We start from the raw sequence: 15,692 nt of genomic DNA, 5'->3' as shown, positions 1-15,692 counted from the left end.
CAACGTTCGCTGGGCCTTCCCCCAGGCTCGCCGCCGTCACCTCGGCGCCGCGCCTTTGACCTTGAAGCGCTCGGCCAAGGATGGTGCAGGAAACGCCGAGCGCCTAGTTTCGTCGATGGCTGCGACGTTATCTCCCGTCACTCGAAGGAAAATCCCCTCAGACGGAGAAGGTCACTCACGGCATGCTCCCATCTCGGGCTCGCCTTGAACTCCGAAGAGATCGCCGACCGGGAGTTCGGGACTGGCTGGAAGTACCTCGGGTTCGTCATTCGCTGGGCGCTTGAGCTCCCCGCCTTGGCCGATCGCGATCGAGGCATCCGTCTGCGACCGCCGACTCCGCGAGAGTTCCCCGCCATTGCCGGTGGGCCAAGAGGACCGACGAAGGGTCAGAGGCGCCCACAACGCACCGGAAGCCGACGCTAAGCCCGAGCGATCGCCGGCACGATCAGCCGTGACCCGAGGCGCTCAGATCGGCTGCGGCGAGGTGATCAAGACGACGGTGTCGTCAAAATCCCAGTCGTTCCCTTCCTCTCGCGGATCGTTCGCCAGCCACGGGTTCACCCACTCGATGTTGGCCCGGCGGTCATCGAAGCCGATCTTGTGGATGTAGCCCAGGGGCACCTCGAGATCACCCTTCACACGTGACTGATGCCACTTCTGGTTCGCAGGCCCTTCGAGTTGTGGCGTCAGCATCTTCGACCAGCCGACCACGAAGTAGACGCCCGACTGCGTGATCCTGCGGTTGTTGAGGTCCCGATACGGAGGCGTCCCGGACTCAAGGTGCAGCTCCAGGTACTTGATCTCCCCCTGGAGGGCGCCATTGTCGTAGTGCACCAGACAGGCCTGTTCGGCGGCCGCGTTGGTGGAATAGCGGAGGATGACCTGATACCCCGGCGAGAGCTGAATCTCGAATCGATAGAACGCGTCGTACTGGATCGGACTCCACTCACCATCCGGGGACTTGGCCAACATTCGAACCGACATTGCGCCCTCGCTTCCGCAAAAGAGTGGACTTGTCCGACATCTGTACTGCCACAGGGGAACGCCGCGACAGTATTACGGGGTGTCGTCCAAGGACGGCCCCGGGTCGGTCCTCCGCACCCCAGGCTCGAATTCGCTCCGCCCCATGCGGCGGGAGCGATCTGGTGCGCCTCTTCGTGCCCCTTGTGATGCGCCCGCTCCTCGCCTTCCCGGTCGATTGACGCGCTACTTGAGCCTCTCCTGCGCGGAGCCGGCGCTCTCCATCACCCGCAGTGCCCAGCGGTAGAGCATGCGGGCCACCGGTCCCATGGCGCTTTCGGCGCTCGAGGGCTTGCCGTCGGCTCCGGGCCAGCCTTCGGCGGGCTTGGCGAGGACTGCGGCCAGGGCTTGAGCATCAGACTGTAGGCGGGCAATGGTCCGCTCGGCGGCTCTTCCGCCGGCTTCCCGGGTAGAAGCGATCACGGCGGCGACGCGGGCTTCGGAGTCGACGCCTTCCATCGATTCGGCGATCGCTTCGGCGAGTCGGGACTCGTCGATCGCGGACTTGCCTTCGATCGCCATCACTAGGGGGCGGCTCAAGGGGATCTTTGCCTTGGCTTCTAGGCCCAGCACCCAGTCGGCGGAGACACCGAGCAGGGAGCAGAGCTTGGCGAAGGTCGCGAGGTCCGGCTCGGAGCGGCCGGCCTTCCATTCGGAGAGGACCGAGGGGGACCGGTTGAGGGCGGTCGCGAGGTCTTTCTGCAGGCGGTCGGAGTTTTCGATGGCCTGGGACAGGCGGTCCGGGATGGTCTCCATGGTGAGTTGATTGTTCCAGACTTCTGAATCGCGGAAGCGGCATTGACGACAAATCAGAATCTCCCTACACTCGATCTCAGAGATTCTGAACATGTTTTGTCGGCGACATCTCCCTTCTCTGAACTCCCCTCCAGCCTCTCGGCTGTCGGAGGCGACTTGGGGGACCGCTTCGAAGACGGGGGGAGCTGGGTCTTGGCCTCGGGTTGTTGTCTTGGGTGTCCCTGGGGAGCTGTCTTCCTTGGTCCCTGCTCTCGCGGGTGTCTCCTTGGGGGCTTCGTGCCGGTGAGCGGGTCTCCCTGGCGGCTCAAGGAGCGGCAGCGGGCACGGCGGGAGGCCGAGCTGGCCGGCCAGCCCGCGCCGGACCTCGAGCTCGAGGCGGCGGTGGCGATGGCCCGGACGACGCGACGCATCGGGGCGGCCATCGGTCGGGAGCTCGGGCTCAGCGCCAAGACGATCGAGGATTGGGGCAACGCCGAGTCGGGCAACCGCGGGCCGCATCTGACGCTTCTCTATCTGACCTGTCTGGCGCTCGAGTTTCGGCCGGATCGGGAGCGGGTCGAGGCCTTGGCGGCGGTCGACTTCGTCGAGCATCGCCTGGGGCGAATCGTCATCGACCCGGCGCGCTTCGCTTCGCTCGATCCACAGGCTTCGCAGGCGCAGCGGGCTGCCCGGTCGCTCGTCCGGGTGGCCGAGCTGCTCGACTCGGTGTCCGACTTCGAAAGCGCCCCGGAGCAGCGGGTTCGCGCGCACCAGCAGCTGCGCGAGGTGATCACCGCCTGCCAGTCGTTGCTCGCGGAGCTCGGGAGCGAGGCGTCGCCGGCGCCGCGGAGGGTCTCCTGATGGCCGGGCGGTCCAGCGCTCGCCGGTCGGTCGGTCTGTCGGAGGGGGAGGGGGTGGCCACTTCCGGGTCGGGTCCCTTTCCGACCTCTTCGGCTCGGCCGGGGCCGAAGCCCCGCCGGCGGCGGGACGATTCGCTCCAGGCCCTGCTCGAGCTCCTCGCGGCGGGGGGCAGCTTCAACCTCCCCGGCGATCTGGTGCGTCTCGATCTCTTCGCACTCACCGTCGGCAAGAACTCCCGCAGCATCGGCAATGACCTGACCTCGCGCAACCTGCTCCGGCGGCAGCGCTGGCCGGAGTTTCGCAAGGCCGGTGGGGTCTGGGTGACGACGAGCGACCGGATCCGCACCTGGCTCGACGAGCAGCGCTCGAGTCGCTACGACCCGGTGGTCGAGGTCCGGCTGGGGCGGAAGATCCGGAGGATCGGGTGAGCGCCCCGCTCGAGCAGCAGCTCGTCGTCGACGGCTCCTTCGCCTCGCTGGCGACCGGGATCCCAGGACCTTCGTCGGACGCACCTGGCACGCGGGTGCTGACGTTGCCTGCCGGTTCGGGTCGTCGTCGCGTCGCCGTGGAGGGTCCCTCGGAGGTGCTCGCGGGGCTTCTCGAGGCGCTCCGCGCGCTGGGGTTTCGGCGGGTCGGCCACACGCCGCGGCGGGTCGGCCAGTACTTCACCTCGGCTCTCGCGGGAGCTCTCCGCCGACATCGGCTCGAGTGGATCGAGCCTCGTCCGGGCGCGCAGCGTCGGGGCTTGCGCACGGAATCCCCAGGGTCGGCCGAGGGGGTCGCCCGGCGGGGTGAGGGCTCACGAGGGCTCTCCTGAGGCGCGAGGCGCGCCCGGCCCGAGGCTCCTTCTCTTCCCGGACGGTGTGCCCCGCGTGACCGAGGCCCGGATGCGCCCTCCGCTCGCGGCTCTCGGGGCTACTCTGCGGCTGGACGAGGTCTCTCGCCCCCCTGCGCCCGAGGTCGGGCCGCGCTTCCCGATCTTCAACACGGAGAACCGGGGCCGGGCGATCTCGCTCTTCTCGGATCTCTTCCTTCACGCCACGCTCCCCCACTCGCGGCCGCCGAGCGCCTCGTACCTGCGTCAGGCCGCGAACCTGACGCTCGAGCTCACGGCGAGCGCGACGACGGGGCTGCCCTTCGGGAGGTATCCGCGGCTCCTGATCGCCTGGCTGACGACGATTGCCGCGCAGTCGAGCTCGCGCACGGTCTCGTTCCACGGGAGCTTCGGGTCGTTTCTCGGGATGCTCGGGGTCGCCGAGGGGACGCGGACGCGAGAGGCCCTGCGCCACCAGATCCAGGCGCTCTTCACGACGACCTACCGGGTGCTCTTGCGCTCGACGGCGGCGACGCGCCGCGACGGCTATGACTGGACGGTGGGAACGACGTTTACGCTGGCCGACGAGCATGCGCTCTGGTGGCATCCGGGGAACGCCTCGGGAGGGTTTCAGGCGCTCCTCTCCGAGCCCTTTCATCGCCATCTGCTCGAGCGGCGGATTCCGCTCGACTGGAACGTCTTGCGGCGGCTGCAGTCGCCGCTCGCGATCGACATCTACACCGCCCTCTGCAACTGGAGCGGGCCGGATCGTCGCAGTGACCTGGCGATCCCGTGGGCCGGGGACCCGGACGGGGCCGACCTGGTGACGCGCTTCGGGGCGGACTACGCCTCGCACGACGAGTTTCGCCGGAACTTCCGACTCGCTCTGCGCAAGGTCCTGACCTTCTACCCCACCGCTCGGGTGGTCGCGAACGATCCGAAGGTCTTCATCGTCCGGCCGTACCCGCCGCACGTCGCCTACCTCAACCGTCGGCTCGTCGTCGTGCCGCAAGAGCTCGGGCCGTCTCCCGGCTCTGAGCCGTAGACGGCTGCCCGGCGCTCGCTCTCGGCTAGCGTTTCCTACAGGTCGGGGCGCGAGCCCTGTCTCGGAGGGCTGTGGAAAACGCGGTCTCGAGGCTGGGCTTTCCTACAGGTTTCGGGGTCGATTCGGGGGCGTCGTCTGGACTTTGCTACAGGTCGGACTGGTCTTTGCTACAGGGTGGGCTGGACTTTCCTACAGATTTCGGCGGGCAAGGCCTTTGTGCTCAGAAGATGACTCTCCGCTAGCAGGTATAGCAGGGATAGCTCCTACTACCAGTAGCAGGGCGTCCACAGGTGGAAATCTCGCGGGCGAGGTCAGGGACGGAGGAGAGGCGAGAGACGTCTGGGTGGGGAGTGGGGGAAGGGGACGGGAGGTGGGGAGGCTGAGGGAGACGGCGCGAGGGTGGGGGCGGGAGAGACGGCTGGGTGGAGAGGGTGTGGCTCTCAGGTGCATGTGGCGGCCGAGGTGCGGGACGGGCGGGTTGCCAACGAGGTCAGGTGTCGGCCCGGCATCGGTGCCGGACGACGGAGGGGACGCGGCGTCCGCCGAAGCTCAGGCATCGATCAGGGAGCCGTCACGACTCGCCCGGGCTTCCGGTGATCCGACGCCGTCGGGAGGAGCTCGTGCAGGGGCCGGCGTCCCCACCGCAGGAGCGAAGTGCCCCGCCTCGTCGCGTCTGCTTCCGACGCTCGGGTCGCCATGCGCCGAGAGGCGCCGTCCGACGGGTCAGATCATTCCACGAGATTCTCTTGTCCAGCTTCCTCCTCCTTGCGGCAGCTAGAGGTAGGGAGCGGCACGGCGGGACCTAGCCGCCCCTGGACGACACGGAGGAGACTGATTGGTACTGCCACGGCAGCGTTTGGATCAACCCGATCAAAGGAACCTGCTCCGTCCAGCCTCCGCCGGAGGACTCCAGCCGACAGGAGAGGGCGCCGCCTCAAGGGACTGGGGGTTCTCGGGCGTGCGGAGCAGGTCCATCGTCGTCATTGGCCAGGGTGAGGAGACGATGACCCGGTCCGGGATCCACCTCTTGCTGACGCTCGCTCTGTGCATGGTCGTGTTGGGGACGACAGCTCGCGTCGCTGGCGCGATCGACCTGCAATTCAAGTTCCAGGGGACGGCCGCACCGTCGACACTGGAGCTCCTCGCCACTCCCGTGGATGCACCGCCGACGATCGCAGCTCGACGAATCGCTCTTCGCGGCGAAACGAAAGGACCAGTCGTCCTCGACCCGGCATTCGAATGGCACGTCGAGAACGTCACGTCGGGATACTGGAGCGCTGGCGCCGTGGTTCCGAAGGGCGCCGCGTCGGACCTTGCGCTGAAGGTGTCGGTCTTCGAAGCGGCCCGCCTCCGAGCTCTCCTCGCGGTCGAGCGCGGGGAAGCCCTCCCGAGAGAGGTCGATCTCCGCTTTGTCTCACCGCCTGGGGCGAAGCCCGCCGAGGCCATTCCGGAGGGAACCGTCACCTGCCCCGTCAAGGAGGGACTCGTCGAGTGCGTCTTGCCGTCGGGACGGCTCGACGTCCGACTCCGGGCGAAGGGCTTCGTCTCCCAGCTCTTCTGGAACCAATCGCTCGACCCCGGCAAGCCTCTCGACCTCGGCCGTCTTGCCCTCCGCGCCGGTGCCTCGGTCTTCGGACAGGTGGCTTCGACGCAGCGGGACTTCGACCCGAAGAAGGCCAAGGTGCTGCTCTTTCCTTACGGGTCGGGCCCCCGAAACGCCGCGGACGAGGAGCGGATCCAGCGCTCCGGAGTCACCGAGAAGCTCGACTCACGCGGTTCGTTTCACTTCGAGGGGATCGGCCCAGGGACGTACCGGCTGGAAGCGCAGCATCCGGGCCTCGCGCCAGCCGAGCTCGCGCCCGTGGTTGTCGAGGCGCGGTCCGAGACAGATATCCGGCGGCCGCTGGTGCTCGGGCCGTACCGCCAGCTCAGCGTCGACGTTAACCCGCCGCGCGATCTCGCCGGCGGCGCGTGGCACGTCGAAGCCAACCGCGTCTCGCAGCCCGGTGGCAGCCTGGAGGAGAAGGTCACCCTCGAGATGCGAGACGGCGGTGAGTTCATCGCACCGAAGTTGCTCCCCGGCGAGTACTTCGTGCGCGTCATCTCGTCAGAGGGCGAGAGCCTCGCGATGAAGGAGATCGAGATCGGGTCGGGCGACGAGACGGTCCGCTTCGACCTGGATTTCGTCCCCTTGAAAGGCTCGATCACGTTCGGAGGCGATCCCATCGCAGCGGACGTGACCTTTGGAGGAAAGCGCGGCGTACCCAGGGTCGCCTTCCGCTCCGATTCCAAGGGGTCCTTCTCTGGCTATCTCCCTCGACCAGGAATGTGGCGCGTCGACGTCTTCTCTGCGGAGCCGGCGATTCAGCGCAGCCTCCCCAAGATCGAAGTCCGCGTTCGCCCCGGAGCCTCCTCGGCTCTCGTGGATCTTCGTCTTCGAGGGACCCGCGTCGAGGGCGTCGTCGTCGATGAGGCGGATACTCCTGTCCCGTCCGCACGCGTCGTCTCCCTCGGAGAGGGCGAAATCCTCGACACCCGAACCGACGAGAAAGGCAAGTTCCTGCTGCTCGGTCTCGACGAAGGCATGGTACCGCTCCAGGCGACGACCCGTGACAAACAGTCCTTGCTGGAGTTCGTGAACGTCTCGGAGGACTCGCCGGCGAATGTCCGGATCGTCCTCCGCAAGCAAACCGAGGTCGTGGGAAGGGTCGTGCGGTCCGGCGTCGGCGTTCCCGGCGCCCAGGTCTTCGCGCTGCCGGTCGGCGCGCAGGGGTTCGGAAACGCCGGTCAGTCCACGACGGATCTCGACGGAAACTTCCGGTTGAAGGTCAGCGGAGCAAGCAACGGACTCACGTTCGTTGCAATGCCCCCCGGATCGCGACTCGTCGTTCGGCAGACCGCGGGAGACAAGGGCCCGGTGATCCTCGAGAGTCGATGGGGAGGCGGCGAGCTTTCCTTGAGATTCCGCGATCGAAAGCCAGAGGATGGACCGCTCCAACCGATCGACCTGGGCCATGTCGTCGTCTACGTCGATGGCTCTCCGATCAGCGCCACGATGCTCGAGTACTGGGGACGGCTCAGCGGGCGGAAGGCGACCGAGGGCCTGGCGGAGTTCCCGGCTCTCCCCCCAGGGAATCTCGTCGCATGCCGGTTCGGCTCACTCCCTGACTTGGTGTCAGGAGTCTCGAGCACGTCGGTCTCCTCGACGAACTGCGTCTCCGGCTTCCTGATGGAAGGGAGCCAGCTGACCCTGGAGCCTTGACCAGAAGGTGCAAGGTCGTGCATGCCGTGAAGGGCTCAGACGGTGGCCGTCCGTCGGGTGCCGCCCCTCTGGACCCTTGTCCCTCGTGTGTCTCGCCTGCAGCTGCGGCGCCGTCGCAGCGCTTGTAGACTTCCCTGGTTGCCATTTCCAAGTCTGAGAGGAGATCGCGTGTCCACTCTTGACTCGCCTTCGACCAGCCGCACGGTGATCCAGCTGCCACTCGGCCTTTTCCGCGCCCTCTGCTTCGTGTCGGCGATCGGCGCCGCGGTGCCTCTCCTTGTCCTGACTCCTGGAGCCCGGCGCCTGGTGGAGCTGACCGACCTCGGCCGTGGCGTTCTTGGCGTCGTTGCGCTGCTAGCGTTCTACGTCCTGCTCTTTCCGATGGCAGCGGCCCTCGCCTACTCCCGCCAAGGGAGGATCCCACCCCTCTGGCGGTACGTCGTTCTCTCGCTCCTCGGCACGCTCTGTGTCTTCGCTTTCTGGAGACTCTCCGGCTCGAACTGAGCTTCGCGGCTTCGGGCGCCGGGCTCGGGATCTTCGAGACCAGCAGTGTCCGGGGTCCCAACCCACTCGACCTTCTCCAGCACGCTGTGCCAGCGTGTCTCGCTTGCACTTGAATTGTCTTCCGGCAAGCAAGGAGAACTGGGGAGCACCCCGGTCGCGGCACGCTCGAAGGGGCGGGACCACTTGTCGCCAAGGACGTCCTACGGCGGGAGCGGAACGGCACCCATCTCGGTTGGCGACTCCGGGTCGGGTGCACGCCTCGCTCGTTGTTCGTGACGCCAGATCTGCTCGTGCGTAGCCGGCGCCAGCACCGGCGGGTTCGCAGGGCCGAGATCGACGACTCGGCGGCCCCGAGACCAACAGAGACGCGGGGAGATGTGCCATTGTCCCTAGCTAGCCCAGGGCAGGCTCCAGCTCCTGAAACTCGGGAGAGCTCCAAAGCACGCTCCGGGACTCCTTGCTCGTCGCGGCACCTGCTCCACCTCGATGGCCGCCCGATTCCAAGGTCCACGCTCAGGTCTCGATTTCGGCGAGCCTCCATCGACGCCGGCATCGACCCTGAGATCGAGCACCCCGGGCTGACACGCAACGCCGTCATCGCCTACCTGCTGTCGAAAGGGGAATCGGCCTACCTGGTGGCGAAGCTCGTCGGTCACAAGGACATCAGAACGACCTTGCGGTACGCCTAGCGCGACCAACAAGTCGCCGAGCTTCGCCGGCTCGCCGACCGCCTCGTTGCGTCTCGCGAGGCCTGAATCTTGGGTTCGATCGGTGTGCGGAATCGTGCGTTTTTATGCACTTTGGGCCGGTTTCGGAGCTTCCGAGACCGGCCCGTATTTGCTGCTAAGTGCTGACTTTGTTGGGAGTTAAGTTGGTGGAGCTGATCGGGATCGAACCGACGACCTCTTGAATGCCATTCAAGCGCTCTCCCAGCTGAGCTACAGCCCCACCGATGGGAGAGGCATCTTAGCGGAGGCGGGGAGCGGGTGGCAAGACAGGGGAGCCGACCGGGGACGCGGACGCCGGACCGGTCACTCGCGGCCGGCGAGGTCGTACTTCTTCATCTTCGCCTTGAGGGTGTTGCGGGCGATGCCGAGCAAGCGGGCTGCCTCGCGGATGCGACCGCCGCAGGCGGCGAGGCCCCGGGCGATCAGCTCGCGGTCGAGCGCGTCCATCGCCCGCTCGTAGCCGCCGTCTCCGAGCTCTTCGGCCGCGGGCGACACCGTTGTCTGGCGCGGCGTCGCCACGGCACGCGGGGGGTCGCCGCCGGCGATCCAGGCGAAATCGACGGCCGACAACGGATCGCGTGCCGAGAGGACCAGGGCGCGATGGATCGTCGCCTCGAGCTCGCGGATATTCCCCGGCCAGCGATGGCTCGCGAAGAGCTCGAGCGCCGAAGCGTCGAGACCGCGCCGGGGCTGACCGAGGTCGCGGGCGATCTTCGACAGGAAGTGATCGACGAGGAACGGCACGTCTTCGCGCCGCTCACGCAGCGGCGGCAGGACGATCGGGATGATGTTGAGCCGATAGTAGAGGTCCTCGCGGAACTCGCCCCGGACGATGGCGTCCTCGAGATCGAGATTGGTCGCGGTGACGATCCGCACGTCGGCGCGCAGGGTCTTCGTGCCGCCGACGCGCTCGAATTCCTTGTCCTCGACGACCCGCAGCAGCTTCGCCTGCACCGACCGCGAGACCTTGCCGATCTCGTCGAGGAAGATCGTCCCCCCGTGGGCGAGCTCGAAGCGCCCGGGCTTCTGCCCCACCGCGCCGGTGAACGCCCCGCGCTCGTGGCCGAAGAGCTCGCTCTCCACCAGCGTCTCGGGAAGCGCCGCGCAGTTGAACTGGATGAACGGCCCGCTGCGCCGCGGCGAGATGGCGTGGAGCGTGCGCGCGACCAACCCCTTGCCGGTGCCGCTCTCGCCGCGCACGAGGATCGTCGACGAGGAAAGGGCGATGCGCTCCAGCGTCTCCTTGAGCTCGCGGATCGCCCGGCTCTTGCCGATCAGGGCGCCGAGGTGGCGACTCGAGAGCACCTCGCTGCGCAGCGCCTCGTTCTCGGCCTTCAGACGCTCGCGTGCTGCGGAGAGCTCGCCGAAGAGCCGCGCATTCTCCAGGGCGATCGCCGCCTGGTCGGCGAAAGCCAGCAGGAACTCGAGGTCCTTCTGCCCGAACAGGTCGCGCGATCGCCGGTGGTCGATGTAGATCGCGCCGATCAGCCGGTCGCGGATCGCCAGCGGCACGCAGAGGATGGAGACGATGTGCGAAGCGACGATGGAGCCCGCGCCGGCGAAGCGCGGGTCGGCGAGGGCGTCGACGGCGAGCACCGGCTCGCGACTTTCGAGCACCCGACGCACGACCGTCTCGGAGAGCTGTCGCCCCTCGCCCCCCTCTTCGCCGCCGAGGTTGCGCGCCGCGGCGATCTCGAGCTCGTGGGTGAGCGAGCTCCACAGCACCACCATGCCGCGCTCGGCACGCAGCCGGGCGAGCACGATGTCCATCGTGCGGGCCAGCACCTCGCCCTGGTCGAGGCTCGAGTTGATGAGCTTGGCGACCTCGTAGAGGCCGGGAGAGCCGCGGCGGCCGGCCTCGAATCGCTGGCGCTCACGGACCAGCTCCATGGCGCCACGTACGCGCTCGGCCTCGGCGATCGCCCCCAGTCGGTCGAAGGCGACGAGCGCGCGATCGAGCCGTTCGAGCGCGTGGGTCGCCGTGGCCGAGCGAACGCCCCAGTCGACCAGCCCTTGCGCGTATTCGAACGGCAGCTCGAGCTCCTCGAAGAGCCGCACCCCGGCCGCGAAGAGCCGGTCGGCCTCGTCGCCGGCATCGCGTTCGAAGGCGAGCCGCGCTTCGAGGAGCATGAGCTCGGCGAGCGCTCCGCGGTCGCCGAGCTGCTCGACGACCCGCCGGGCGGAGGCGGTTCGCAGACCCGCCTCGTCGCGCCCGCCCTGACGCAGCGCGAGATCGGCTCGGGCAAGCTCGATCCGCGCGATGCTCTCCCGCGTTCCCGCAGCTTGTGCCATGGAGAGCGCGGCATCGAGCTCTCCGGCGGCGCCGGCGAAACGCTCGCGGTCCTTGTCGATGAGCCCGAGTTGCAGTCGCGCCAGCGTCGCCAGATCGCCGTCGGCGATGCGCTCGGCGCCGGCGAGCGTTTCGGCGGCGAGCGAGCGGGCCTCCTCGTGATCTCCGCGCTTGCGTGCCAGCGAGCCGAGCTGCAGTACCGCCGTGAGGCGGTTGCCGTGATCGGGGTTCTCGGCGAGCAGGCGCAGCACCTTCTCGTTCAGCCGCCGGGCCCGTGGCCAGTCGCCGAGCATCTCCTCGACCTCGGCGAGGTTGAGGCGAGCGAGCGTTTCGGCCTCGCGGGCATGGAGCCGTCGCGCCAGCTCGAAGCTGCGCGACAACGGTTCGCGCGCCCCGCGCCAGTTGCCACGCGAGCACTCGAGGATGCCGAGGTTGTTGAGCGCCGAGAGCTGACCCCAGGGATCGCGCACTCGCTCGCAGAATCCGAGGTTCTCCTCGTAGTGACGGAAGGCCCCGGCATAGTCCCCGGTCTTCCACAGGACGTTGCCGAGGTTGTTGCGGAGCTTGACCTGCAGCCGGTCGTCGGCCGCGAGAGCCGCCGCGGTCAGCCCCCGGCGCATCAACCGCCCGGCACGCCGCCAGTCGCCGCGCGAGTAGTAGCTCATCCCCAGCGTGTTGAGCAGCGCGGCGCGCTGGCGGTGGAGACCGAGGGTCGAAGCCCGCCTCAGCGCTTCGCGCGCTGCCGCGAAGCCGGCAGCCGGGTCGCCGAGGTCGCGCAGCGCGCCGGCCTTGCCGTGCAGCAGGTCGATCTCGAGCTCTGGCAGATCGAGCCCGCGCAGTTGCGCCAGGCCCGCTTCGCAGGCGCCGAGCGCCGCCTCGTGGTCGCCGAGCCGTGCCTGCAGGCGTGCCACCTTGACTTCGAGGCCGGCTCGAAGCTCGCGATCCTCGGCCCGGCGTCCGGGGACTCCGCCCTCGCCGAGAAGCTCCTCGAGGATGCGCAGCGCCTTGCCGTACTGACCCGCCGCGGCGAGCGCGTCGGACTGCTCGACGCGGGCCCGCGCCGCCAGTTCGAGGTCGCCCTCTTCGGTGGCGGCGGCGACGGCCCGTCCGAAGCTGCTCGCCGCGGCCGCATGTCCGTGCACGGCCGTTGCCGCCCGGCCCGCGGCGAGGAGGAACGGCAGGCTGCGGCGCCGCTCGCCAGCTTGCCAGTAATGCTCGGCCACTTCGCCCGAGAGCTCCTCGCGCCCATCGCGCGCCCGCCGCTCGAGCCGCTCGGCGATGGCAAAGTGCAGGCGGCGACGGGGCCCGTCGCCGAGCGCCTCGTAGAGCGACTCGCGCAGCCGCGCCTGGGCGATCGCGTAGAGCGTACTTCCCGACTCTTCGTGGCGCTCGACGAGACGCGCCTCCTGCAATCGCGCCAGCAGCTCGTACACCTCCTCCGGCGCTCGCGCCAGGAGGTCGGCGAGCAGCTCGAGGCGGAACGGCTCACCGAGCACCGCGGCCACGTCGAGCGCCTCGCGATCGGCGAGCGGGAGGGCGGCGAGCTGTTGGCGGTCGAGCTCGTCGGTGCCGCCGGGCGCGGTGGCGAGCCGCGAGAGCGCCGGCAGCGACGGCTTCCACTCGCCACCGCGGAATCGCAGTACCCGTTCGTCGATCAGGTGGCGCAGCAACAGCGCGACCCTCCCGGGCACCCCAGCCGACTGGAGCTGTACCCAATCGGTCAACGCGGTGGGCAACTCCTCGCTGCCGAGGCAGGCGCCCACCAGCCGCGCCGTCTCGTCGCGGGCGAGCGGGGCCAGGTGCAAGCGGGCGAGCTCCTCGACCTGGGCGAGAAGATCCAGCTCGAGGGCGGCACGCGGCACCGGCCGGCGGGCAGCGATCACCAGCGTGCGGCTGGCCGCCAGCTCACGCGCCAGGAAGCCGACCAGCTCGAGGCTGTCGGCACTCGCCTGGTGGAGATCGTCGAGGATCAGGACGATCGGCCCCTCGCGCGCCGCCCGTTTCTCGAGCGACGCCGCGATCTCGCGAAAGAGCGCGAACCTCTCGGCTTCGACCCCGACGCTCGTCACCACGTCCGGGGCCCCCTCGTCGCTCGCCACCGGTTCGAGTCGCAACTGGCGCAGTGCCTCGAGCACGGGCTGCAGCGGCTGGGGGCGATGAAGCGACGCCCGCGCCGCCGCCACGGTCGCTCCTTCGAGTGCGGCGAAGAGGCGGAACTCGCGCAGCAGCCGGGACTTCCCGATCCCCTCCCCGCCTTCGAGCAACAACACGCCCCCGGCTCCCGCGCCGGCCCGGGCGAGCGCCGCGCGCAGCTCGGCGAGGGGCGCCTCGCGGCCGACGAGGTTGGACGACAGCACCATCCCCTCGCCGAAAGCGAGCTGTGCGGCGTCGAGCTCGCGGCCGGCGAGCGACGCTAAGTCGACCAGCAGGTGACCGGCCGACGGGTAGCGCTCGCGCGGATCCCGCCGCAGCAGGCGCAGCAGGACCTCGCCGAGACGAGGTGGGAGGTCCGGCCGCAGGGTGAACGGATCGGGCAGCTCGCCTTCGAGATGGAAGCGGATCGCCGCCAGGTCGTCTCCCGCCGAGGGGAGGACGCCGGTGGCGAGCTCGAAGAGCGTCATGCCGAGCGAGTAGAGGTCGGCGCGCTGGTCGTAGCTGTCCTGCAGCAGCATCTCCGGAGCGACGTACGGGAGGGTTCCGCGGATCTTGCGATCGAGCGGTCCGCGGGCGCTCTGCGACAGGCCGAAGTCGAGGATCTTGACCCGCAGCTCCCCCGCCGGAGAAACCGCGAGCCCGAGGTTCTCCGGCTTGAGATCGAGGTGCAGGATGCCGTGGCGATGGATGTGCGCCAGACCGGCACTCGCCTGGATGGCGAAGTCGAGCAGACGGTCCCAGGTCGCGCCCGCGAGCGCTCCACGCAGGTCGCCGCCGGCCACCATCTCCATCGTGAGGAATGGGAAGTCGCCGGGGAGAACGCCGTAGTCGAACACCTGCACGACGCTCGGGTGCCGGACCTCCGAGAGCAGGCGAACCTCGTGGCGGAAACGGATCAGGTCCTCGGCGTCGAGCGGCTGCAGACCGACCTTCAGAGCGCTCGGACGCTCGCCCGCCCCGCCGGAGCGTATCCGGTAGATGACGGCCTGCGGCGTCCGAGCGATCTCCCCTTCGACCAGCAGGTCGCCGAGCAGCCTCTCCAGGTGAGAGAGGTCCGGTCCGCCCCCGCGCGTCCGCAACGCCGGTCGCTGCCGGGTCACGAGCCGACCTCGAGCGGAGCCTCGGCCTCGCTGTCTGGCGCAGTTCCGGGCGTGCGCTCCCGACCGAGCCGGCGACGCACCTCCGCCTTCAGCTCGTCGACCCCGGCGCCGCTCGTCGCCGAGATCCACAGCTCGCCCGGCGCGGCGAGCGGCGGCGTCGCCAGCCGATCGACCTTGTTGTAGACCATGACGAGGCGATCGTCGGCGACGCCCAGCTCGCGCAGGACCGCGGCAGCCACGTCGCGCTGCTCGTGCCAGGCCGGATGGCTCGCGTCGACGACGTGCAGGACGAGGTCGGCCTCGGAGACCTCCTCGAGCGTGCTGCGGAAGGAGGCGACGAGATGGTGCGGCAGCTTGCGGATGAAGCCGACGGTGTCGGCAAAGAGGACCACGGGCGCCTGCGGTCCGAGCGAGCCCCGCCGCAGTCGCGAATCGAGAGTCGCGAAGAGGCGGTCCTCGGCGAGAACCTGCGCATGGGTGAGACGATTGAAGAGCGTCGACTTGCCGGCATTGGTGTAGCCGGCGAGGGCAACGGTCGCCGTCCCGCGGCGCCCACGCCGATGCAACGCTCGTGTCCGCTCGATCTGCTTGAGATCGCGCGACAGGCGGGAGATCGCCCGACGCAGGACCCGGCGATCGGCCTCGAGCTGGGTCTCACCTTCACCGCCGCGCACGCCGATGCCGCCCGTCTGGCGCGAAAGGTGGCGCCAGCGACGCGTGAGGCGCGGAAGGAGGTAGTTGAGCCGAGCCAGCTCGACCTGGGTCCGCGCCTCACCGCTGCGCGCCCGCTGATGAAAGAGCTCGAGGATCAGGCCGCTGCGGTCCATCACCTGGCGCCCGACGATCTCCTCGAGATTCTTGACCTGGCCACCGGAGAGGTCCTCGTCGAACAGGATCAGGTCGGCCCCGGCCTCGTCAGCCAGGGCCACCAACTCCGCCGCCTTGCCGCGCCCGATCAACGTGCCCGGCTCGAGGACGCGACGGACCTGCAGCGTCCTCCCGCCGACGCGCACGCCCGTGCTCTCGGCAAGCGCCGCCAACTCGTCGAGGTGTTCCTCGACTTCGAGGATTTGCTGCGGCTCGCGCGCCACGCCGACGAGCAGGGCGCGGCGAGCGGAAGGGTCGGGGGACGGGGCGGTTGGGTACAATCGCGGCTCCCGCGTAGTCTAGGTCAAAGAA

At 69.0% G+C, this 15,692-nt stretch carries 11 protein-coding genes and 1 tRNA gene; 7 read left to right on the top strand and 5 right to left on the bottom strand.

What is annotated here, in order from left to right; genetic code table 11:
* Window positions 1-465 precede the first annotated feature (465 nt).
* Both IPJ17_06610 and IPJ17_06605 read right to left on the bottom strand, forming a co-directional pair.
* Window positions 466-984 (bottom strand): hypothetical protein, encoded by a 519-nt coding sequence (locus IPJ17_06610; protein QQR75243.1) that lies wholly within the window; start codon window positions 982-984, stop codon window positions 466-468.
* Between the two features lie 222 nt (window positions 985-1,206).
* Complete coding sequence (locus IPJ17_06605; protein QQR75242.1) at window positions 1,207-1,869, bottom strand: helix-turn-helix transcriptional regulator; 663 nt, start codon at window positions 1,867-1,869, stop codon at window positions 1,207-1,209.
* Between the two features lie 189 nt (window positions 1,870-2,058).
* Between IPJ17_06605 and IPJ17_06600 the strand changes: the two genes are divergently transcribed.
* From IPJ17_06600 to IPJ17_06570, 7 genes are all read left to right on the top strand, one after another.
* Window positions 2,059-2,616 (top strand): hypothetical protein, encoded by a 558-nt coding sequence (locus IPJ17_06600; protein QQR75241.1) that lies wholly within the window; start codon window positions 2,059-2,061, stop codon window positions 2,614-2,616.
* Window positions 2,616-3,044, top strand: coding sequence for a hypothetical protein (locus IPJ17_06595; protein ID QQR75240.1), 429 nt, complete (start codon window positions 2,616-2,618; stop codon window positions 3,042-3,044). Before IPJ17_06600 ends, IPJ17_06595 begins: the two co-directional genes overlap by 1 nt.
* Entirely contained in the window at window positions 3,041-3,433 is a 393-nt protein-coding gene (locus tag IPJ17_06590; GenBank protein ID QQR75239.1) for a hypothetical protein, read from the top strand. Before IPJ17_06595 ends, IPJ17_06590 begins: the two co-directional genes overlap by 4 nt.
* 70 nt (window positions 3,434-3,503) lie before the next feature.
* Window positions 3,504-4,475, top strand: a complete 972-nt coding sequence (locus IPJ17_06585) for a hypothetical protein (GenBank protein QQR75238.1) — start codon at window positions 3,504-3,506, stop codon at window positions 4,473-4,475.
* A 1,861-nt stretch (window positions 4,476-6,336) separates the two neighbouring features.
* Entirely contained in the window at window positions 6,337-7,737 is a 1,401-nt protein-coding gene (locus IPJ17_06580; GenBank protein QQR75237.1) for a carboxypeptidase regulatory-like domain-containing protein, read from the top strand.
* A gap of 168 nt (window positions 7,738-7,905) precedes the next feature.
* Complete coding sequence (locus tag IPJ17_06575) at window positions 7,906-8,241, top strand: hypothetical protein (GenBank protein QQR75236.1); 336 nt, start codon at window positions 7,906-7,908, stop codon at window positions 8,239-8,241.
* A gap of 383 nt (window positions 8,242-8,624) precedes the next feature.
* A complete protein-coding gene (locus tag IPJ17_06570; GenBank protein ID QQR75235.1) occupies window positions 8,625-8,930 on the top strand; it encodes a site-specific integrase in 306 nt (101 codons plus the stop codon).
* A 183-nt stretch (window positions 8,931-9,113) separates the two neighbouring features.
* Here IPJ17_06570 and IPJ17_06565 read toward each other — a convergent pair.
* The 3 genes from IPJ17_06565 to hflX all read right to left on the bottom strand — a co-directional run bounded on the left by IPJ17_06565 (window position 9,114) and on the right by hflX (window position 15,661).
* Window positions 9,114-9,189, bottom strand: a tRNA-Ala gene (locus tag IPJ17_06565).
* An 83-nt stretch (window positions 9,190-9,272) separates the two neighbouring features.
* On the bottom strand, window positions 9,273-14,513 hold the full coding sequence (locus tag IPJ17_06560) for a sigma 54-interacting transcriptional regulator (GenBank protein QQR75234.1): 5,241 nt from the start codon (window positions 14,511-14,513) through the stop codon (window positions 9,273-9,275).
* Window positions 14,510-15,661, bottom strand: a complete 1,152-nt coding sequence (gene hflX, locus IPJ17_06555) for a GTPase HflX (protein ID QQR75233.1) — start codon at window positions 15,659-15,661, stop codon at window positions 14,510-14,512. The genes IPJ17_06560 and hflX overlap by 4 nt, the downstream gene beginning before the upstream one ends.
* Window positions 15,662-15,692: the final 31 nt, after the last annotated feature.

Source organism: Holophagales bacterium (genome assembly GCA_016699405.1).
Lineage (GTDB): Bacteria > Acidobacteriota > Thermoanaerobaculia > Multivoradales > JAGPDF01 > JAAYLR01.
This window is presented reverse-complemented; position numbering and strand designations above follow the sequence as displayed.

Excerpts from the sequence above, each read along its gene's own strand:
- IPJ17_06610 (QQR75243.1), bottom strand. The coding sequence starts at position 984 with ATGTCGGTTCGAATGTTGGCCAAGTCCCCGGATGGTGAGTGGAGTCCG.
- IPJ17_06605 (QQR75242.1), bottom strand. The coding sequence starts at position 1,869 with ATGTTCAGAATCTCTGAGATCGAGTGTAGGGAGATTCTGATTTGTCGT.
- IPJ17_06595 (QQR75240.1), top strand. The coding sequence starts at position 2,616 with ATGGCCGGGCGGTCCAGCGCTCGCCGGTCGGTCGGTCTGTCGGAGGGG.
- IPJ17_06585 (QQR75238.1), top strand. The coding sequence starts at position 3,504 with ATGCGCCCTCCGCTCGCGGCTCTCGGGGCTACTCTGCGGCTGGACGAG.